Origin of the sequence: Mycolicibacter kumamotonensis (genome assembly GCF_002086285.1) — a bacterium.
In the GTDB taxonomy this organism is placed as follows: Bacteria; Actinomycetota; Actinomycetes; order Mycobacteriales; family Mycobacteriaceae; genus Mycobacterium; species Mycobacterium kumamotonense.
This window is the reverse complement of record NZ_MVHU01000010.1, coordinates 42,885-58,905: the sequence shown is the minus strand read 5'-3', so window position 1 is coordinate 58,905 and position 16,021 is coordinate 42,885. Positions and strand designations below refer to the sequence as shown.

The 16,021-nt window shown below is 68.2% G+C and carries 14 protein-coding genes and 1 pseudogene; 8 read left to right on the top strand and 7 right to left on the bottom strand.

Features of this window, described 5'->3' with window-relative positions:
• Genes BST28_RS09065 through BST28_RS09050 form a run of 4 tightly spaced genes read left to right on the top strand, consistent with a single transcriptional unit; the run spans window position 1 to window position 3,521 of the window.
• On the top strand, window positions 1–1,221 hold the full coding sequence (locus tag BST28_RS09065) for a metal-dependent hydrolase family protein (RefSeq protein ID WP_083080744.1): 1,221 nt from the start codon (window positions 1–3) through the stop codon (window positions 1,219–1,221).
• Complete coding sequence (locus tag BST28_RS09060; RefSeq protein WP_083080741.1) at window positions 1,205–1,627, top strand: nuclear transport factor 2 family protein; 423 nt, start codon at window positions 1,205–1,207, stop codon at window positions 1,625–1,627. Before BST28_RS09065 ends, BST28_RS09060 begins: the two co-directional genes overlap by 17 nt.
• The gene (locus BST28_RS09055) at window positions 1,624–2,712 is read left to right on the top strand and encodes an acyl-CoA dehydrogenase family protein (protein ID WP_083080739.1); all 1,089 of its coding nucleotides are present in this window, start codon (window positions 1,624–1,626) and stop codon (window positions 2,710–2,712) included. The genes BST28_RS09060 and BST28_RS09055 overlap by 4 nt, the downstream gene beginning before the upstream one ends.
• On the top strand, window positions 2,709–3,521 hold the full coding sequence (locus tag BST28_RS09050) for an acyl-CoA dehydrogenase family protein (protein ID WP_019736388.1): 813 nt from the start codon (window positions 2,709–2,711) through the stop codon (window positions 3,519–3,521). Before BST28_RS09055 ends, BST28_RS09050 begins: the two co-directional genes overlap by 4 nt.
• Window positions 3,522–3,524: 3 nt before the next feature.
• Here the strand turns inward: BST28_RS09050 and BST28_RS09045 are convergent, their stop codons facing one another.
• On the bottom strand, window positions 3,525–4,697 hold the full coding sequence (locus BST28_RS09045) for an acyl-CoA dehydrogenase family protein (RefSeq protein WP_029249071.1): 1,173 nt from the start codon (window positions 4,695–4,697) through the stop codon (window positions 3,525–3,527).
• Between the two features lie 222 nt (window positions 4,698–4,919).
• Here BST28_RS09045 and BST28_RS09040 point away from each other — a divergent pair, with 222 nt between their 5' ends.
• From BST28_RS09040 to BST28_RS09030, 3 genes are all read left to right on the top strand, one after another.
• Complete coding sequence (locus BST28_RS09040) at window positions 4,920–5,573, top strand: TetR/AcrR family transcriptional regulator (RefSeq protein ID WP_019736390.1); 654 nt, start codon at window positions 4,920–4,922, stop codon at window positions 5,571–5,573.
• A gap of 232 nt (window positions 5,574–5,805) precedes the next feature.
• Window positions 5,806–7,263: an aldehyde dehydrogenase family protein gene (locus BST28_RS09035; RefSeq protein WP_083080736.1), complete on the top strand. Its 1,458-nt coding sequence runs from the start codon at window positions 5,806–5,808 to the stop codon at window positions 7,261–7,263.
• Window positions 7,264–7,290: 27 nt separating this feature from the next.
• Entirely contained in the window at window positions 7,291–8,361 is a 1,071-nt protein-coding gene (locus BST28_RS09030; RefSeq protein WP_083080775.1) for an NAD(P)H-dependent amine dehydrogenase family protein, read from the top strand.
• A gap of 4 nt (window positions 8,362–8,365) precedes the next feature.
• Here the strand turns inward: BST28_RS09030 and meaB are convergent, their stop codons facing one another.
• The 5 genes and pseudogenes from meaB to BST28_RS09005 all read right to left on the bottom strand — a co-directional run bounded on the left by meaB (window position 8,366) and on the right by BST28_RS09005 (window position 13,494).
• Window positions 8,366–9,244, bottom strand: coding sequence for a methylmalonyl Co-A mutase-associated GTPase MeaB (gene meaB / locus BST28_RS09025; protein ID WP_065288551.1), 879 nt, complete (start codon window positions 9,242–9,244; stop codon window positions 8,366–8,368).
• Between the two features lie 6 nt (window positions 9,245–9,250).
• Entirely contained in the window at window positions 9,251–10,018 is a 768-nt protein-coding gene (locus tag BST28_RS09020) for an enoyl-CoA hydratase/isomerase family protein (RefSeq protein ID WP_019736394.1), read from the bottom strand.
• A 59-nt stretch (window positions 10,019–10,077) separates the two neighbouring features.
• On the bottom strand, window positions 10,078–11,175 hold the full coding sequence (locus tag BST28_RS09015; protein WP_019736395.1) for an acyl-CoA dehydrogenase family protein: 1,098 nt from the start codon (window positions 11,173–11,175) through the stop codon (window positions 10,078–10,080).
• Window positions 11,162–12,067, bottom strand: coding sequence for an acyl-CoA dehydrogenase family protein (locus BST28_RS09010; protein ID WP_083080734.1), 906 nt, complete (start codon window positions 12,065–12,067; stop codon window positions 11,162–11,164). Before BST28_RS09010 ends, BST28_RS09015 begins: the two co-directional genes overlap by 14 nt.
• Window positions 12,045–13,494 (bottom strand): annotated as a pseudogene (locus BST28_RS09005) (class I adenylate-forming enzyme family protein). The gene BST28_RS09010 and the pseudogene BST28_RS09005 overlap by 23 nt, the downstream one beginning before the upstream one ends.
• Window positions 13,495–13,566: 72 nt before the next feature.
• On the opposite strand from BST28_RS09005, the gene BST28_RS09000 reads away from it, so the two are divergent.
• Entirely contained in the window at window positions 13,567–14,577 is a 1,011-nt protein-coding gene (locus BST28_RS09000) for a ferredoxin--NADP reductase (protein ID WP_065288555.1), read from the top strand.
• Between the two features lie 10 nt (window positions 14,578–14,587).
• Here BST28_RS09000 and BST28_RS08995 read toward each other — a convergent pair whose 3' ends face one another.
• On the bottom strand, window positions 14,588–16,018 hold the full coding sequence (locus tag BST28_RS08995) for an aldehyde dehydrogenase family protein (protein ID WP_029249553.1): 1,431 nt from the start codon (window positions 16,016–16,018) through the stop codon (window positions 14,588–14,590).
• Between the last annotated feature and the right edge of the window lie 3 nt (window positions 16,019–16,021).

The window sequence follows — 16,021 nt, the reverse complement described above, 5'->3', positions numbered from 1 at the left end:
GTGCTGACGCTCAAGGCGGCCGGGCTGCTCGACGTCGACTCCGGTGAGATCATCCGGCCCGGTGTCATCCGGGTCGAAGGCGATCGGATCGTCGGGGTCGGCGGTTCAGCAGACCCTTCGGCGGAGACGCTGGATCTGGGCGACCTGATCCTGCTGCCCGGCTTGATGGACATGGAGGTCAACCTGCTGATGGGCGGCCGGGGCGAGAACCCCGGCCTGTCTCAGGTGCAGGATGATCCGCCGACCCGGGTGCTGCGGGCGGTGGGCAATGCGCGGCGCACCCTGCGAGCCGGCTTCACCACCGTGCGCAACCTCGGTTTGTTCGTCAAGACCGGCGGCTATCTGCTCGATGTCGCACTGGGCAAGGCGATCGACGCCGGCTGGATCGAGGGGCCCCGGGTGGTGCCGGCCGGTCACGCGATCACCCCGACCGGCGGTCATCTGGATCCGACGATGTTCGCGGCGTTCATGCCCGGCGTGCTGGAGCTGACTGTCGAGGAGGGCATCGCCAACGGCGTCGACGAGATCCGCAAGGCGGTCCGCTATCAGATCAAGCACGGGGCGCAGCTGATCAAGGTGTGCTGCTCGGGCGGCGTCATGTCGCTGACCGGAGAGGCCGGCGCCCAACACTATTCGGATGAAGAGCTGCGTGTCATCGTCGACGAGGCGCACCGGCGCGGGCTGCGGGTGGCCGCCCACACCCACGGCGCCGAAGCGGTCAAACACGCGGTGGCATGCGGAATCGACTGCATCGAACACGGGTTTTTGATGGACGACGAGGCGATAGCGATGCTCGTCGAGCACGACCGCTTCCTGGTCACCACCCGGCGCCTGGCCGAGGCGATGGATGTGTCCAAGGCGCCGCCCGTACTTCAGGCCAAGGCAGCCGAGATGTTCCCCAAGGCCCGCACCTCGATCAAGGCCGCCTACGAGGCCGGGGTCAAGATCGCCGTGGGCACCGACGCACCCGCGATCCCGCACGGCCGCAACGCCGACGAGCTGGTCACCCTGGTCGATTGGGGCATGCCGCCGACGGCGGTGCTGCGGGCCGCGACGGTGACTGCGGCCGAACTGATCAACGCCACCGACCGCGGCCGACTGGCCGAGGGCCTACTCGCAGACATCATCGGTGTGCCGGGAGATCCGTTGTCCGACATCACCGTTACTCAAAACGTAAAGTTCGTCATGAAAGGCGGTCAGGTGTATGTCAACAAGAACTGACGAGCTGGTCGAAATCCAGCAACTGCTCGCGCGTTACGCGGTGACGATCACCCAGGGCGACATCGACGGACTGGTGGCGGTGTTCACCCCGGATGGAACCTACAGCGCATTCGGCGAAACCTATTCGCTGGACCGGTTTCCGGTGCTGGTGGACGCCGCCCCCAAGGGCTTGTTCATGACCGGAAACCCGGTGATCGAGCTGGAGGGTGACACCGCTACCGGCACCCAACCGCTGTGCTTCATCGACCACGCCAGCCACGACATGCGGATCGGCTACTACAACGACACCTATGTGCGGACCGCGGACGGGTGGCGGCTCAAGACCCGGGCGATGACGTTCATCCGCCGCAGTGGTGCACATGACTCGGGCCGTCCGCACGCGATCGGTCGCCCCTCAGCGAAATGAATGTTTCTGAATTCCACGCGGATCTGCGCGCCTGGCTCGACGAGAACGACCTGACCCCCGGCCCGGATCACTCCCTGGAGGGCCACGTCAAGCAGTTCGGCCGGGTTTGCGCCGCGCTGTACGAGGCCGACTGGATGCGCTACGGCTGGCCGGTCGAGGCCGGTGGCTTGGGCGGTCCGGCGATGCTGCGGGCGGTCGTCGGGGAAGAGGTCGTCGGCCGTGGGCTCGCCGAACCCGGCCCGTACTCGATGCTGGAAGTGCTGGCGCCGACCATGATCGACTACGCGCCGCCGGAACTCGCCGCGGAAATGGTTCCCCGGCTGCTGTCCGGTCGCGAACAGTGGTGCCAGGGCTTCTCCGAGCCGGGCTCCGGCAGCGATCTGGCATCGCTGTCCACCCGCGCCACTCCCGACGGCGACAACTGGATCATCAAGGGCCAGAAGGTCTGGACCAGCTTCGCTCAGTATTCGACGCGCTGCGTCCTGCTGACCCGCACCGCTCCCGGGCATGACGGGATCACCGCGTTCTTCGTCGACATGGACGCCCCCGGCATCACCGTTCGCCCGCTACGGACGATGCACGGCGTGGACGAATTCTGCGAGGTCTACTTCGACGACGTGGTGGTCCCCGGCGACCGCATGCTCGGCAAGCCCGGCGACGGCTGGCGGCTCGCCATGGATCTGCTGCCGTTCGAGCGCTCCACCTGCTTCTGGCAACGCATCGCCTACCTGTACTCCCGTCTGGATCGACTCATCGCCGAGACGACCGAGGTCGATGACGCCGATCTGGGCGAGGCCTACCTCGCATTGCATACGCTGCGCTGCCGATCCCGCGCCACCCAGCACCGCCTGGCCGGCGGAGTGCGGCTGGGCCCGGAAACCTCGATCGACAAGGTACTGCTGGCCACCGCCGAACAGAAGCTGTTCGACACGGTGCGCGACCTGCTGCCGGGAACCATTGAGCTCGATGATTCGTCCTGGCGCACCGAGTTTCTCTACTCCCGCGCGGCGACCATCTACGGCGGCACGTCGGAGATCCAGCGCAACATCATCGCCCGCCGACTGCTCGACCTGGGGAAGGAATGACGGTGACCACCGGAATGGATGCCACGTCGATCGCGCTGCTGGAAGACACCCTGCGCAAGACCATGGCGTCGCATTCCGGCCCCGAGCTGGACCAAGCCCTGGCCGAACTCGGTTGGGCGGAAATGCTTTCCGACGACCCGGACCTGGCGATCCCGCTAGTCTTCCGGCTGCTCGGAGAGACCGGGGCGCACGCGTCGGTGCTCAACGACGTGATACTGGAGACCATCGGCGGCCTGCCTGGCGGCACTCCCCCGATGCCCTTCGCCGGCGGTAGCTGGGTGATCTGGGAACGGGGCGAGGGCAATCGCGACAATCCCGTTCTCGGCGGGCTTCCGCTGCGAACGGTGCCCGGCGGGGAGCTGATGCGCGTGGGTGAGGCCCGCCGCGCGTTGGGGTGGTGGCTGGTCGGCTCGGCGCGAGCCATGCTGGCCCTGGCCCGCGAGCATGCGCTGGACCGCGTGCAGTTCGGCAAGCCGATCGCTTCTTTCCAGGCTGTTCGGCACCGGCTCGCCGAAACCCTGGTCGCCATCGAGGGCGCCGAGGCCACCCTGTCGGTGCCCGTCGTGGAAAGCCCGGACCTGACTTCAATGCTGGCCAAAGCCGCCGCGGGAAAGGCCGCGCTCACCGCGGCCGCGCATTGCCAGCAGGTGCTCGGCGGCATCGGCTTCACCGCCGAACACGATCTGCACCACCACGTCGAGCGGGTGCTGGTCCTGGACGGATTGCTCGGCAGTACGCGGGAATTGACCCGCCGGGTCGGCGGGGGTCTGCGGGCTCGGCGCTCGGCGCCACGGTTAGTGCAGCTCTAGCGACTAGCGCGGCAGGCCCAACACCCGTTGGGCGATGATGTTGCGCTGGATCTCCGAGGTGCCACCGGCGATGGTGCCGGAGAAACTGCGCAGGTAGCGATCGAACCAACTCGCGGTCGCGTAGTCCTCGTTCATCGGTGTGTAGCTTCCCGAGCTGGCCGGGTGGGTCAGGCCACTGCTGCCGGCCGCGTCGAGCGCGTGCTCGGCGGCGCTCTGCACCGCCTCGGATCCCAACAGCTTGAGCACCGAGAGCGCCGGCACGTCCTGCTCGCCGCGGGCCGCCTGGGCCAGGGCCACCGAGCCGAGCAGCCGCAGCGCCTGGTTGTCCATCAACAAGGTGGCGAAGCGGTCGCGGTCCAGCTCCCCGACCGGCCGGAAGTCATGGATCAGGTCGCGCAGCCGATCGGCGAAGCTCAGCCACAACAGGGTGCGTTCATGGCCGAGCGAGCCGTTGGCGACCCCCCAGCCGCCGTTGAGCGGGCCGACCAGGTTCTCGGCCGGCACCTTGACATCGGTGAAGAAGACCTCGTTGAAATCGACGTCGTCGTGGCCGCATGCGGACGCGAACGGGCGCCGCACCACGCCTTCGGCGTCGGTGGGTATCAGCAGGACGCTGATGCCCTTGTGCTTCGGCGCGTCCGGGTCGGTGCGGACGAAGGTCAACAACACGTCGGCATGGTGGGCACCCGACGTCCACACCTTCTGGCCGTTGACCACGAAGTGGTCTCCGGTAAGCACCGCGCGGGTCTGCAGCCCGGCCAGGTCCGAGCCCGCTCCGGGTTCGCTCATACCCAGCGAGGCGGTGATCTCGGCACGCAGGATCGGGACCGCCCAGCGGTGCTTCTGCTCCTCGGTCCCGAACGAGAGCAGGGAAGCCGCGATGATGCCGACCCCCTGCGGGTTGAAGCTGGGGTAGATCCGCCGGCGGGACAGCTCCTCGGAGTGCACGTACTGCTGCAGGATGTTCGCGTTGCGGCCACCGAATTCGGGCGGATTGCCCGGTAGCAGCCAGCCGTTGTCGAACAGCAGGCGCTGCCAGCGCCGCGCCCACTCCGGGACGTGCGAGCACGACTGTGACCGCTCGAGCGCCTCGGCCTCGGTGGGCAGATGCTCGTCGAGGAACGCCGAGAACTCCGCTCGGAAACTCTCGACGTCGGTATCAAAGGCGAGTTGCACCGACACTCCTCGGTTCGGGCGTCCCGGGGTCTCCCGATTGCGGACCGGCTCGGATCTTGCGAGTCCGCTTCCATAGACGCAGGGATGAGAATATCATTCTCGAATGGAGAAGTTGCGATCTCTGAATCGTCATCCGACTGCCGGTGCCGCGGGCGGGCTGCCGGTCACCGTCCCGTACAGTTGCGCTGTGCCTTTCCTACCGCACACCAGCCCGGAGTCCCGGTGACCAGCCCGAGCGAAGAACCCGCCTGGAAGCAGCGCGCGGTCGAACGCTCCATCAAAACCGCGAAGATTCGTGCGGCGCAACGCGTTCAGCGTTTTCTGGATGCGGCGCAGTCGATCATCATCGAAAAGGGCAGCACCGACTTCACCGTCCAGGAAGTCGTCGACCGCTCCCGGCAGTCGCTGCGCAGCTTCTACCTGCAATTCGACGGAAAACACGAACTGTTGCTGGCGCTCTTCGAGGACGCCCTGAGCCGCGCGGCCGAACAGATCCGCGCCGCGACGGCCAACTACCCCGATCCGTTGGAACGCCTCAAAGTCGCCGTCGAGTTACTCTTCGAGTCCTCACGCCCCGACCCGGCCGCCAAACGGCCGCTGTTCACCGATTTCGCCCCGAGCCTGCTGTTGACCCACCCCGCCGAGGTGAAGGTCGCCCACACCCCGCTGCTGACGTTGCTCACCGAACTGACCGAACAGGCGGCGGCCGCTGGACAGTTGCGCGCCGGACCCAACCCCAGGCGGGTGGCGGCGATGATCATGCAGACGGTCATGTTCAACGCTCAATCCAGCCCGGCCTCAACCGATCCGGCGGTCAACCCGCTGACCGCTGACGAGGTCTGGGACTTCTGCGCACACGGCTTCGCGCGCAACTGACCGGCCGCGCCGCGCACACTCGCCGCCGCCGCGGCTGATGCCGCCCGCGCCGCGGACACGAACCCTTACCGCCGGCGCAGAGTCGGGCTCTAGGCACGTCCGCCGCTGCGCTGAGCGCCGCCGGCCGCCGAGCCTGCAACCGCGCCGCGGGTGAGCCCTGGACTTCCCATGAGGAAGCGCATAGCCTCAAGCTGCGGAACGCAATTATCGAAATGTGAGAAGGGGATTATCGATGTCGGTGCAGGCGGTGTTGGACGACATTCGGAAAGTCCCCGGCACCGGCGACGTGATTCCGATCATCGACCCGGCCACCGAAGAGCAGCTCACCGAGTTCACCGACTGTGGGCCCGAAGCCGTCGACGACGCCGTCGCCCGGGCCAAGGCCACCGCCGAATCCGGGGTGTGGTCGGGCATGGCCGACTACGACCGGGCCCGGGTGCTGTGGAAGATCGCCGACCTCATCGACGAGAACGCCGAGGTCCTGGCCGAGCTCGAGTCGCTCAACGCGGGCATCCCCGCATCCCAGGCCGCAATCATCACCAAGGTCGGCTCGGAATGGTTCCGCTACTACGCCGGCTGGTGCACCAAGATCGACGGCATCGCCCGCGACGTCAACACCGGCGGGCTGACCGGCATCGAGTCGCATCAGCACGTCTACACGCTGCGTGAGCCCTACGGCGTGGTGGGGCTGATCTTCCCGTGGAACGGTCCGGTCTTCAACTTCTGCGCCAAGCTGGCCCCATCGCTGGCCGCGGGCTGCAGCAGTGTGGTCAAGCCGGCCGAGGAAACGCCGCTGTCGGCACTGGTCCTCGACCGCATCCTGTCCGAGGCCGGAGTGCCCGATGGCGTGGTCAACATGGTGCTCGGCTACGGCCACACCGCCGGCGCGGCGATCACCGCACATCCGGACGTCGAGAAGGTCGCGTTCACCGGATCGACCGAAGTCGGCCGGGAGATCGTGCGTTCCTCGGCGGCAAGCAATCTCAACAAGGTGACCCTGGAGCTCGGCGGCAAGTCGCCGGTGCTGATCTACGACGACGCCGACCTGGACACGGCCATCACCATGGCCGCGTTCGGCACCTTCGTGCACTCCGGGCAGGCCTGCGTCTGCGGATCGCGCATCTTCGCCCAGCGCGGCGTCTACGAGCGGGTGGTGGAAGGCATCGCCAACATGGCCAACATGATGCAGCTTGGCGGCCCCAAGGAGGAGGGCGTCATGGTCGGTCCGCTGATCAGCCAGAAGCAGCTCACCCGGGTACTGGGCTACCTGGACCAGGGCAAGGCCGACGGCAACGAGCTTGTCACCGGCGGCCACCGGCTGGACCGCAAGGGCTACTTCGTGCACCCCACCGTGGTCACCGGCGTCGACCCCGATTCCAGTCGGCTGTTCCAGGAGGAGATCTTCGGGCCGGTGGTCACGATCCTGCCGTTCGACGACGACGACGAGGCGGTCGCCCTGGCCAACAACAGCACCTATGGTTTGGCCGCCACCGCATGGACGAGCAATCTCGGCCGGGCACACCGGCTGGCCAAGCGGCTCAAGGCCGGAACGGTGGGGCTGAACTGCCAGATGCAGTTCGACCACTCGATGCCGTTCGGCGGCTACAAGCAGTCCGGCTGGGGCTACGAGTCCGGCAAGGCCGGCATCGAAACCTACCTCCAGACGAAGATCGTCTGGGCGCAGATGTAATCGGGCCGAGAACACGAGGTGAAATCCATGCCGAACGCCCCGTACCGGATCGTTCAGTGGACGACGGGCAACGTCGGGAAGAGCTCCGTCCGGGCGATCACCGCCAATCCGGACTACGAACTCGTCGGGCTTTTCGCGTGGTCCGACGACAAGGTCGGTCGCGACGTCGGGGAGCTGGTCGGCATCGGCCCGCTCGGCGTCTCGGCCACCAACGACGTCGCGGCGCTGCTGGCGCTGAAACCGGACTGTGTCGTCTACAACCCGATGTGGATCAACGTCGACGAGTTGGTGGAGATCCTGTCAGCGGGCGTCAACGTCGTGACCTCGGCATCGTTCATCACCGGCCGCAACCTCGGTGACGATCGGGCCCGGCTCGAGGAGGCGTGCCGCAAGGGCGGCGCCACGCTGTTCGGTTCCGGGGTCAGCCCGGGCTTCGCCGAGTTACTGGCGATCGTTGCGGCCACGGCGTGCGACCGGATCGACAAGATCACCATCACCGAATCGGCCGACACCACGCTGTATGACTCCCCCGACACCGAGCGCCCGGTCGGCTTCGGCGTCGCGATCGACGATCCGGACCTGGCGCCGATGGCCGCCAAGGGGACCGCGATATTCGCCGAGGCGGTGCAACTGGTCGCCGACGCGATCGGCGTCGAACTCGACGAGATCACCTGTGTCTCCGAATACGCCCAGACCACCGCGGATCTGGCGATGGCATCGTGGACCATCCCGGCGGGCCACGTGGCCGGTGTGTTCGCCAGCTGGCGGGGCATCGCGGGCGGCGAGACCGTGATCGACATCAACGTGAGGTGGCGCAAAGGTCAGACGCTGGAACCGGATTGGCAGCTGGACGGCGACGGCTGGAAGATCACCATCGACGGCCGCCCGACGGTGAACATGCAGGTCGGCTTCACCCCGCCGCCGGACATGATCGCTTCGGCGACATCCATCGACGATTTCTTCGAGCTCGGCCACATCATGACCGCGATGCCGCCGATCAACGCGATTCCGGCCGTGGTGGCCGCCGAACCCGGCATCGCCACCTACAACGATCTGCCGCTGAACCTGCCCCGCTGGTCGGCTCAGAAAAGGCCCTAGAACGTCACGGCTCCTCCGGCGACAGCAGCCGCTCCGCCGCCGAGTAGGGGTCATCGCTCCCGTCGAGGACCGACTCGGCGAGTCGATTCAGCGCCGGGTGGGTCCGCAGCCGGGTCTGCGCCAGCGACAGGATCTGTGCGCGCGCCCGCGCCAGCCGACGCTCCCGGCTGTCGGTGCGGTGGTGCGCCTCAATGGTGTCCATCAGCTCACCGAGGCCCTCGCCTTGCGCGGCGATCATGCTGAGAATCGGTGCGCCGGTGTGCTTCAGCTCAACCCGCAAATCGCGTACGGTCTGCTGCGCGCCCTCGCGGTCGGCTTTGTTGACCACCACGATGTCGGCCACTTCCAGCAGCCCGGCCTTGGCGGCCTGCACCGCGTCGCCGGCACCGGGATTGAGCACCACGATCGTCGGATCGGCGATCGCGGCGATCTCGATCTCGGATTGGCCGACGCCGACCGTCTCCAGCAGCAGGACGTCATAGCCGAGTCCGGCCATCAGCTGGATGGCCGCGGGGACGGCTTCGGCAAGTCCGCCGAGGTGGCCGCGGGACGCCAGCGACCGGATCAGCACCGCCGGATCGTTGATGTGGGCGGCCATTCGGATGCGGTCGCCGAGCAGGGCGCCGCCGCTGAACGGTGAAGAGGGGTCGACGGCCAGGACCGCCACCCGCATATCGCGTTCCCGGTACGCCCCCACCAGGGCCGCGATCGTGGTGGACTTGCCCGCGCCCGGCGGCCCGGTCACCCCGATGACCCGGGTCGAAGCCGGGCCGACGGCGGCGAGCACCTCGACCCGTCGGCCGCTTTCGACCAAGCTGAGCAGCCGCCCCGTCGCGCGGACCGATCCGTCACGCGCGGCGGCAAGCAACTCGGCGATCGTCATTGCAGATCAGTTCTTGTTCGCGGTGAGCCGATCGATGATGTTGGCGAAGTCCTCGGTCTTGAACGACTGATCTTCGGCGGCGTTCGCAAAATCCAGGGCCGCCAGCACGGCTCGCTCCAGGTGGATGTTGAGCAGCCGCTTGGTGCTCTCGACCGCCTGGCGGGGCAGTTCGGCGATGCGCTTGGCGCACGAGATCGCCTCGGCCAGTGGGTCTTCCACGACGTGGTTGGCCAGGCCGAGCTCCACCGCCCGCGCGGCCGGGATCCGTGTTCCGGTCAGCGCGTACTCCTTGGCCAGCAGCAGGCTCATCTGCAGCGGCCAGGTCAGCGGGCCGCCGTCGGCGGCGACCAGGCCCACCTGCACGTGCGGATCGGCGAGATAAGCGGATTCGGCCATGTAGACGATGTCGCTGAGCGCCACCAGGCTGCAGCCCAGCCCGACCGCGGGCCCGTTGACCGCGGCGATGACCGGTGTGCGGCAGCGCGCCATACCAAGCACGATCTCACGGCCGTGCAAGATCGTCTTGGCCCGCAGCTTCTCATCGCGGCGCAGCTCGTCGAGGTAGGCGAAGTCGCCACCGGCCGAGAATGCCCGCCCGCTTCCGGTCAGCACCGCCGCCCGGGCATCGCCATCTTCCTCCAGCTGCGACCACAGTTTCGCCAGGCCGGTGTGCAGCGCGTCGTTGACCGCATTGAGCGCGTCGGGTCGATTGAGCGTGATGATCCGCAGCGGGCCATCGGCGCGCACGTCGATCTCGGCAGGTACGTCGTACATGTCAAACTCCTTACGTTGGTCGCTTCACCCGGGCTCCGCCCGCGTTGGCGACCACTCGGTCACTTCAATCCCAGGATTCGGTCGGCGATGATGTTCTTCTGAATCTGCGAGGTCCCGCCCATCACACTCTGGGCGCGGCTGTACAGGTAGGCACTGAGCAGATCGGGATCGTCGACACCGCCGACGGCCAGCGCGGCGTGGCCTACCGACTGCTCCACCCAGGTCATCAGCAGCTTGTCCAGCGAACCCTCCGGGCCGTGCGACAGCCCGTCGAGCTGTTCGGAGAGCCGACGACGCACATGCAGCCGCAGCATCTCGGTTTCGACTGCTGCCCAGGCTAATTCCTCCGGAACATCGGCACCGGCACCCTCGACGCGCGCCGCCATCTGCCGGACCAGCTTGCCGTAGCGTGCGGAATACCCCAGCGTCGACGGCTCTCGCTCATGGCCGACGACCGTCATCGCCAGTGCCCAGCCCTCCCCCGGCGCACCGACCATCTGACTGGCCGGAACCGTCGCACCGTCGAAGAGCACCTGCCCGAATTCGGTGGTGACACCGTTGATCATCTGCAGCGGCCGCTGCTCGATGCCGGGCTGGTGCATGGAGATGATGAACGCCGAGATACCGCGGTGCCGAGGGGCATCCTTGTCGGTGCGGGCCAGCAGCAGGCACCAGTCTGCGACGTCGGAGTAGCTGGTCCAGATCTTGTGCCCGTAGATGACGTAGTCGTCGCCGTCGCGGGTCGCCGTGGTGGTCAGCGACGCCAGGTCCGACCCGGCCCCGGGCTCGGAGAAGCCTTGGCACCAACGCTGCGTGCCGTCGATCATCCCGGGCAGGAACCGTTGCTGCAGTTCTTTACTGGCGTGCCGGCCCAGCCCCACGACCAGATATCCCAGGCTCGGCCGCGGCGGGGCGCCGGCGGCCGCCAGCTCCTCGTCGACGATCACGTCGTAAACCGGCGGCAGCTCCTGGCCGCCGTACTCGCGCGGCCAGGACACCCCGAAGAATCCGGCGCCGTAGAGGGCTTGATGCCATTCGCCCTGCCGCGCCCAGTACTCGTCGTCGCCCGCGGCGGGGAAGGTGCCGGCCCGCTCGGTCAGCCAGGCCCGAAGCCGGCCGCGGAAGTCGGCTTCGGCGGGCGAATCACGAAAGTCCATCAGCGATCTCCCTAATCGTCACGGGCCACAGGCCGGTCGAGGTCAGTGCCCGCCGCAGGTAGACGTGCGCCAGGCATTCCCAGGTGTTGCCGATACCGCCGTGCACCTGGATCGCGGTCTCGCAGACCGTCCGGGCGGTACGGGCGCAATAGATCTTGGCGATGCGCGCGGCGCGCACCGCATCGGCCGCATCGGCTTCGTCGACGGCCCAGGCGGCGTGCCGCAGCACACTCACCGAGCCCTCGATCAGCGCCAGCCCTTCGGCGAGCAGGTGGGCGATGGCCTGATAGCCGCCGATGGGTTTGCCGTACTGCTCCCGGATCTTGGCGTAGTCGCACGCCAGCGCGTGTGCGCCGCGCGCGGTGCCGACCAGGTCGGCGGCGGTCGCCGCCAACGCCAATGCCTGCCAGCGCGACGCGCTCTCGGCGCCGAGCTGACCGGCCTGCTGCAGCGCGCCGGCCAGCTCAGCTCCGGTTCGGGTCAGGTCGGCTCCGCTGCGCAGCGCACCGACCGGGGCGGTCAGCACCGCGTGCTCGCGCACCGCCGCGGCCCGGGCGGCGCCGCGCGCGTCGATGGCTCTCTCGTTGAAGGCGATCGTGGTTGGTTCCGCGCCCAGAGGCACGTGCCGGCCCAGGTCATCGGCGAGCACCGGCCCCAGGAACGGCACGTCGACCAGGCCGCGTCCGAACTCCTCGGCGACGATCGCCACCTCCACTCCGGACGCCCCGTCCGAGCGCAGCGATCGCCAACCGGTTTGGGCGACAGCGCGTTCCAGGCGGACCACCCGGTTGGCATCGTCGAGTTCGGCGACCGACGCCGGCCCCAGGTCGTCGGCGAGCTTCGCTGCGGCATCCCGCAGTTGCCGCTGCTCAGCGTTCAGCCGGACATCCATAGGCGCTCCTTGAGTAGTCGACGCAACAGTTTTCCGGACGGCAGCCGGGGGATCTCGGGAACGACCACCACTCGGCTGAGTCGTTTGTAGGACGCGAGGCGCTCAGCCACCAGCGCCGTGAGCTCCGCCTCGTCGATCGGTTCGCGCAGTGCGACCGCCGCGACGACGGCCTCGCCGTCACCCGGGTCGGGCACCCCGAACACTCCGCAGTCGGCGACCGCGGGATGCTCGTGCAGCACGGCCTCGATCTCGGCGGGGGCGACCTGGAAGCCGCGCACCTTGATCATCTCCTTGCAGCGGTCGGTGATCCGCAAGCGGCCGTCGGCATCGAGGATGCCGACGTCGCCGGTGTGAAACCACCCTTCGCGCACCACTTCTGACGTCGCCTCGTCCGGCAGGTAGCCGGCCATCAGTGATTCGGAGCGGGCGCGTATCTCCCCGGGCACGCCGTGCGGCAGCGGCTCGCCGGTCTCGGCGTCCACCACCTGCAGCTCGACCCCGGGCACCGGATGCCCGACGGTGTGCAGATCCGAGTCGTCCGGGCCGGCTCCGTTGATCGCACTGCAGGACAGCACGGGCAGCTCGCTGGTGCCGTAGGCCGGCACCCATCGGACCCCGGTGCGCCGGGTGACCTCCTCGGCGACTGCGGCGGCGACCGGGGTGGCGCCCCACATGATGAAGCGCAGCGAGGACAGGTCGAACGACTCCAGGTCCGGATGCCCGGCGATGGCCAGCGCGATCGGCGCCACCGCCATCTCCACGGTGATCCGATCCTCGGCGATCGTTGTCAGCATCGCGTCGACGTCGAACCGGCGGTGCAGGCGTACCCGCGCCCCGACGCTCAATGCGGTCAGGATGTTGAGCAGGCCGAGGATGTGGGACGGCGGTGTCACCACCTGGATCCGGTCGGCGGCGGTCAATCCCAGCGCATCCCGCCAGTGCCGCACCCCGGCGGCCATCGAGGCGTGCGTGTGCCGGACCGCCTTGGGCAGGCCGGTGGTGCCGGAGCTGAACACCAGTACGGCGTCGACGCCGGCGGCTGCTGGGACCGCCGGCGGGGCACCGGCCGGCGGACCGGGGGGTACCGGTTCGTCCAGGTGGCGCATCGGCATCAGCTCGGCCAGCACCGGATGGTCGCCGAGCGCGTAGCGGGGTTCGGTCAGCGTCAGGGCGTGCCCCACCTCGTCGCGTTTCCAGGCGGGGCTGATCAAGACGACGACGGCCCCGAGCCGCCAGATGGCGTACACGGCGACGACGAATTCCGGCCGGTTCGACGCCATCAGCGCCACCCGGTCACCGGCGGCCACACCGTCGGCGGCCAGCGCGGCGGCCAGCGCGGCGGCGCGTTCGTCGAGCTCGGGCAGCGGCAACCGGCGGTCCTCGAACGCGAGCACCGCGGTGGACGACCCGGCCAACCCAGACACCATGTTGAGAACATCCTATCGGTTTGAGAGAATAGTATTCTCTGTAACGAAGAACGCAAACCGGAAGGGGTGGTCATGGCGGTCACTCATGTATTCCAGCGGGCTACCGTGACCCGCATCGTCAAGGAGACCGCCGACGCGTACACGTTCGTCCTGGCTCCGCACGAGACTCCGTTTGCCTACCGGGCCGGCCAGTACTCGACATTCCAGGTGAAGGTCGACGGCGAGGAGCTCTACCGCTCTTACTCCATGTCGAGTTCTCCGGACACCGACACCGAGCTGATGACCACGATCAAGCGTGTTCCCGGCGGCAAGGTGTCGAATTGGTTGCTGGACAACGTCGCCGAAGGCGATGAGTTGACGATGACCCGCGCGGCGGGGACCTTCTGCCTGGATTCCTCGGACGCTCCGCTGCTGGGGTTCTCCGGCGGCAGCGGGATCACACCGATCCTCTCGCTGGCCAAGAGCGCACTGGCCAGCACCGACCGCACCGTGCGACTGCTCTGCGCCGACCGCGACTCCGCGGCGGCGATCTTCGACGATGCACTGGCCCACCTCGCCGCCCGCTACCCGGGCCGGCTGTCGGTGCAGCGGCATCGCGACGACACCGACGGCCTCCTCGACGCGGCCGCCGTCACCGCGTTCGTCGGCGCCGACACCGGCGCCGACTGCTACCTGTGCGGCCCGGAGGGCTTCATGGCCGTGGTGCGCGAGGCCTGGCCCGGCCCGGGCCGGCTTTTCGTCGAGGACTTCGATGTCGCGTCCGGGGCGGCACCGGCCACACCGGCCGACGCCGGCGCCGCGGCCGAGGTGAGCGGGACCGTCACCATTCACATCGGGCGCAAGAAGGCGTCGGTGCCTCGGGTCGCCGGGGAGACCCTGCTGGACAGCGCCCGTCGGGCCGGTTTGGCGCCGCCGTTCTCCTGCGAGGCCGGCAACTGCGGAACCTGCATCGCCCACATCAGTGAGGGGTCCGCGACGATGATCGTCAACAAGGCGCTCGAAGATGACGAGGTCGCCGACGGGTACATCCTGACCTGCCAGGGCGTACCCGAAGGCGGCTCGATCACCGTGCACTACGAGTGAGTTTGCGGCCTCAGCCCGCCGCGGTGCTGTAGCCCAGCGTGCTCTTGGTCTCCAGATACTCGTGGAACCCGGCGTCGCTCCATTCCCGGCCGTTACCGCTGCGCTTGTAACCGCCGAACGGCGCGTTCATGTCGAAGGCGTGGTTAATGGTCACCCAACCCGCCCGGATCCGGCGGGCCACCGCACGCGCCGCGTCGGCGTCGGCGGCCGAGACGTAGCCGGCCAGACCGTAATCGGTGTCGTTGGCGATCTCGACGGCCTCGTCGAGGTCGTCGTAGCCCAGGATGCACAGCACCGGCCCGAAGATCTCTTCCCGCGCGATCGTCATCTGGTTGTTCACGTGCGCGAAGACCGTCGGCTTGACGTAGTAGCCGGTGTCCAGCCCGTCCGGGCGGCCCGCGCCGCCGGCAGCGACCGTCGCACCTTCGGCGATGCCCTTCTCGATCAGGCCCTGCACCTTCTCGAACTGCATCTTCGATGCCACCGGACCGATGGCTTTCGCGTCACCGGGATCGCCCACCTTCACCTGGCCGGCTACCGCGTTCGCGATCGCGATCGCCTCCTCCATCCGCGAGTTGGGCACCAGCATGCGCGACGGCGCGTTGCAGCTCTGCCCGGAGTTGACCATCATGTTCGCCACGCCGGCGGTGACGCTGTCGACGAACGCGTCGTCGTCGAGCACGATGTTGGGACTCTTACCGCCGAGTTCCTGAGTCACCCGCTTCACCGTGGGCGCGGCGTTCTCGGCCACCGAGACACCGGCACGCGTCGAGCCGGTGAAGGACACCATGTCGATGTCGGGGTGCTGCGCCAGGGCCACCCCCACTCCGGGGCCGTCGCCGTTGACCATGTTGTAGACACCGGCCGGAACGCCCGCGGCGGCCATGATCTCGGTGAAGATGTATGCGGAGAACGGGGCCACCTCCGAGGGTTTCAGCACCATCGTGCAGCCGGTCGCCAAGGCCGGATAGACCTTCACCGCGATCTGGTTCAGCGGCCAGTTCCAGGGCGTGATCAGGCCACACACGCCGATCGGTTCCCGCGTGACCAGGGTCTCGCCACGTTGTTCTTCGAACGAGAAGTTCTTCAGAGCGTCGATCGCGGTGACCATGTGCCCGATGCCCAGCTGCACCTGCGCTCCGGCGGCCAGTGCTGGCGGGGCACCCATCTCCTCATGCACCGCATCGGCCAGATCGGCGCTGCGGCGCTGATATTCGGCGAGAATCGACTGCAACAGATCCAGCCGTTCGGCGCGGCTGCTCTGTGACCAGCCGGCGAAGGCCCGCCGGGCTGCCGCGACCGCGCGGTCGACGTCGGCTGACGAGCCCAGGGCGATCTTGCCGCAGACCTGTTCGGTGGCGGGGTTCTCGACATCGAGAGTTTTCGGTTCGGCCGGGTCCACCCACTGCCCGTCGATGTAGAACTTGACGTATTCGCGCATCAC

Coding starts and splice junctions, on each gene's coding strand:
- BST28_RS09060 (WP_083080741.1), top strand. CDS start 1,205: ATGTCAACAAGAACTGACGAGCTGGTCGAAATCCAGCAACTGCTCGCG.
- BST28_RS09055 (WP_083080739.1), top strand. CDS start 1,624: ATGAATGTTTCTGAATTCCACGCGGATCTGCGCGCCTGGCTCGACGAG.
- BST28_RS09050 (WP_019736388.1), top strand. CDS start 2,709: ATGACGGTGACCACCGGAATGGATGCCACGTCGATCGCGCTGCTGGAA.
- BST28_RS09035 (WP_083080736.1), top strand. CDS start 5,806: ATGTCGGTGCAGGCGGTGTTGGACGACATTCGGAAAGTCCCCGGCACC.
- BST28_RS09030 (WP_083080775.1), top strand. CDS start 7,291: ATGCCGAACGCCCCGTACCGGATCGTTCAGTGGACGACGGGCAACGTC.
- meaB (WP_065288551.1), bottom strand. CDS start 9,244: ATGACGATCGCCGAGTTGCTTGCCGCCGCGCGTGACGGATCGGTCCGC.
- BST28_RS09020 (WP_019736394.1), bottom strand. CDS start 10,018: ATGTACGACGTACCTGCCGAGATCGACGTGCGCGCCGATGGCCCGCTG.
- BST28_RS09015 (WP_019736395.1), bottom strand. CDS start 11,175: ATGGACTTTCGTGATTCGCCCGCCGAAGCCGACTTCCGCGGCCGGCTT.
- BST28_RS09010 (WP_083080734.1), bottom strand. CDS start 12,067: ATGGATGTCCGGCTGAACGCTGAGCAGCGGCAACTGCGGGATGCCGCA.
- BST28_RS09000 (WP_065288555.1), top strand. CDS start 13,567: ATGGCGGTCACTCATGTATTCCAGCGGGCTACCGTGACCCGCATCGTC.
- BST28_RS08995 (WP_029249553.1), bottom strand. CDS start 16,018: ATGCGCGAATACGTCAAGTTCTACATCGACGGGCAGTGGGTGGACCCG.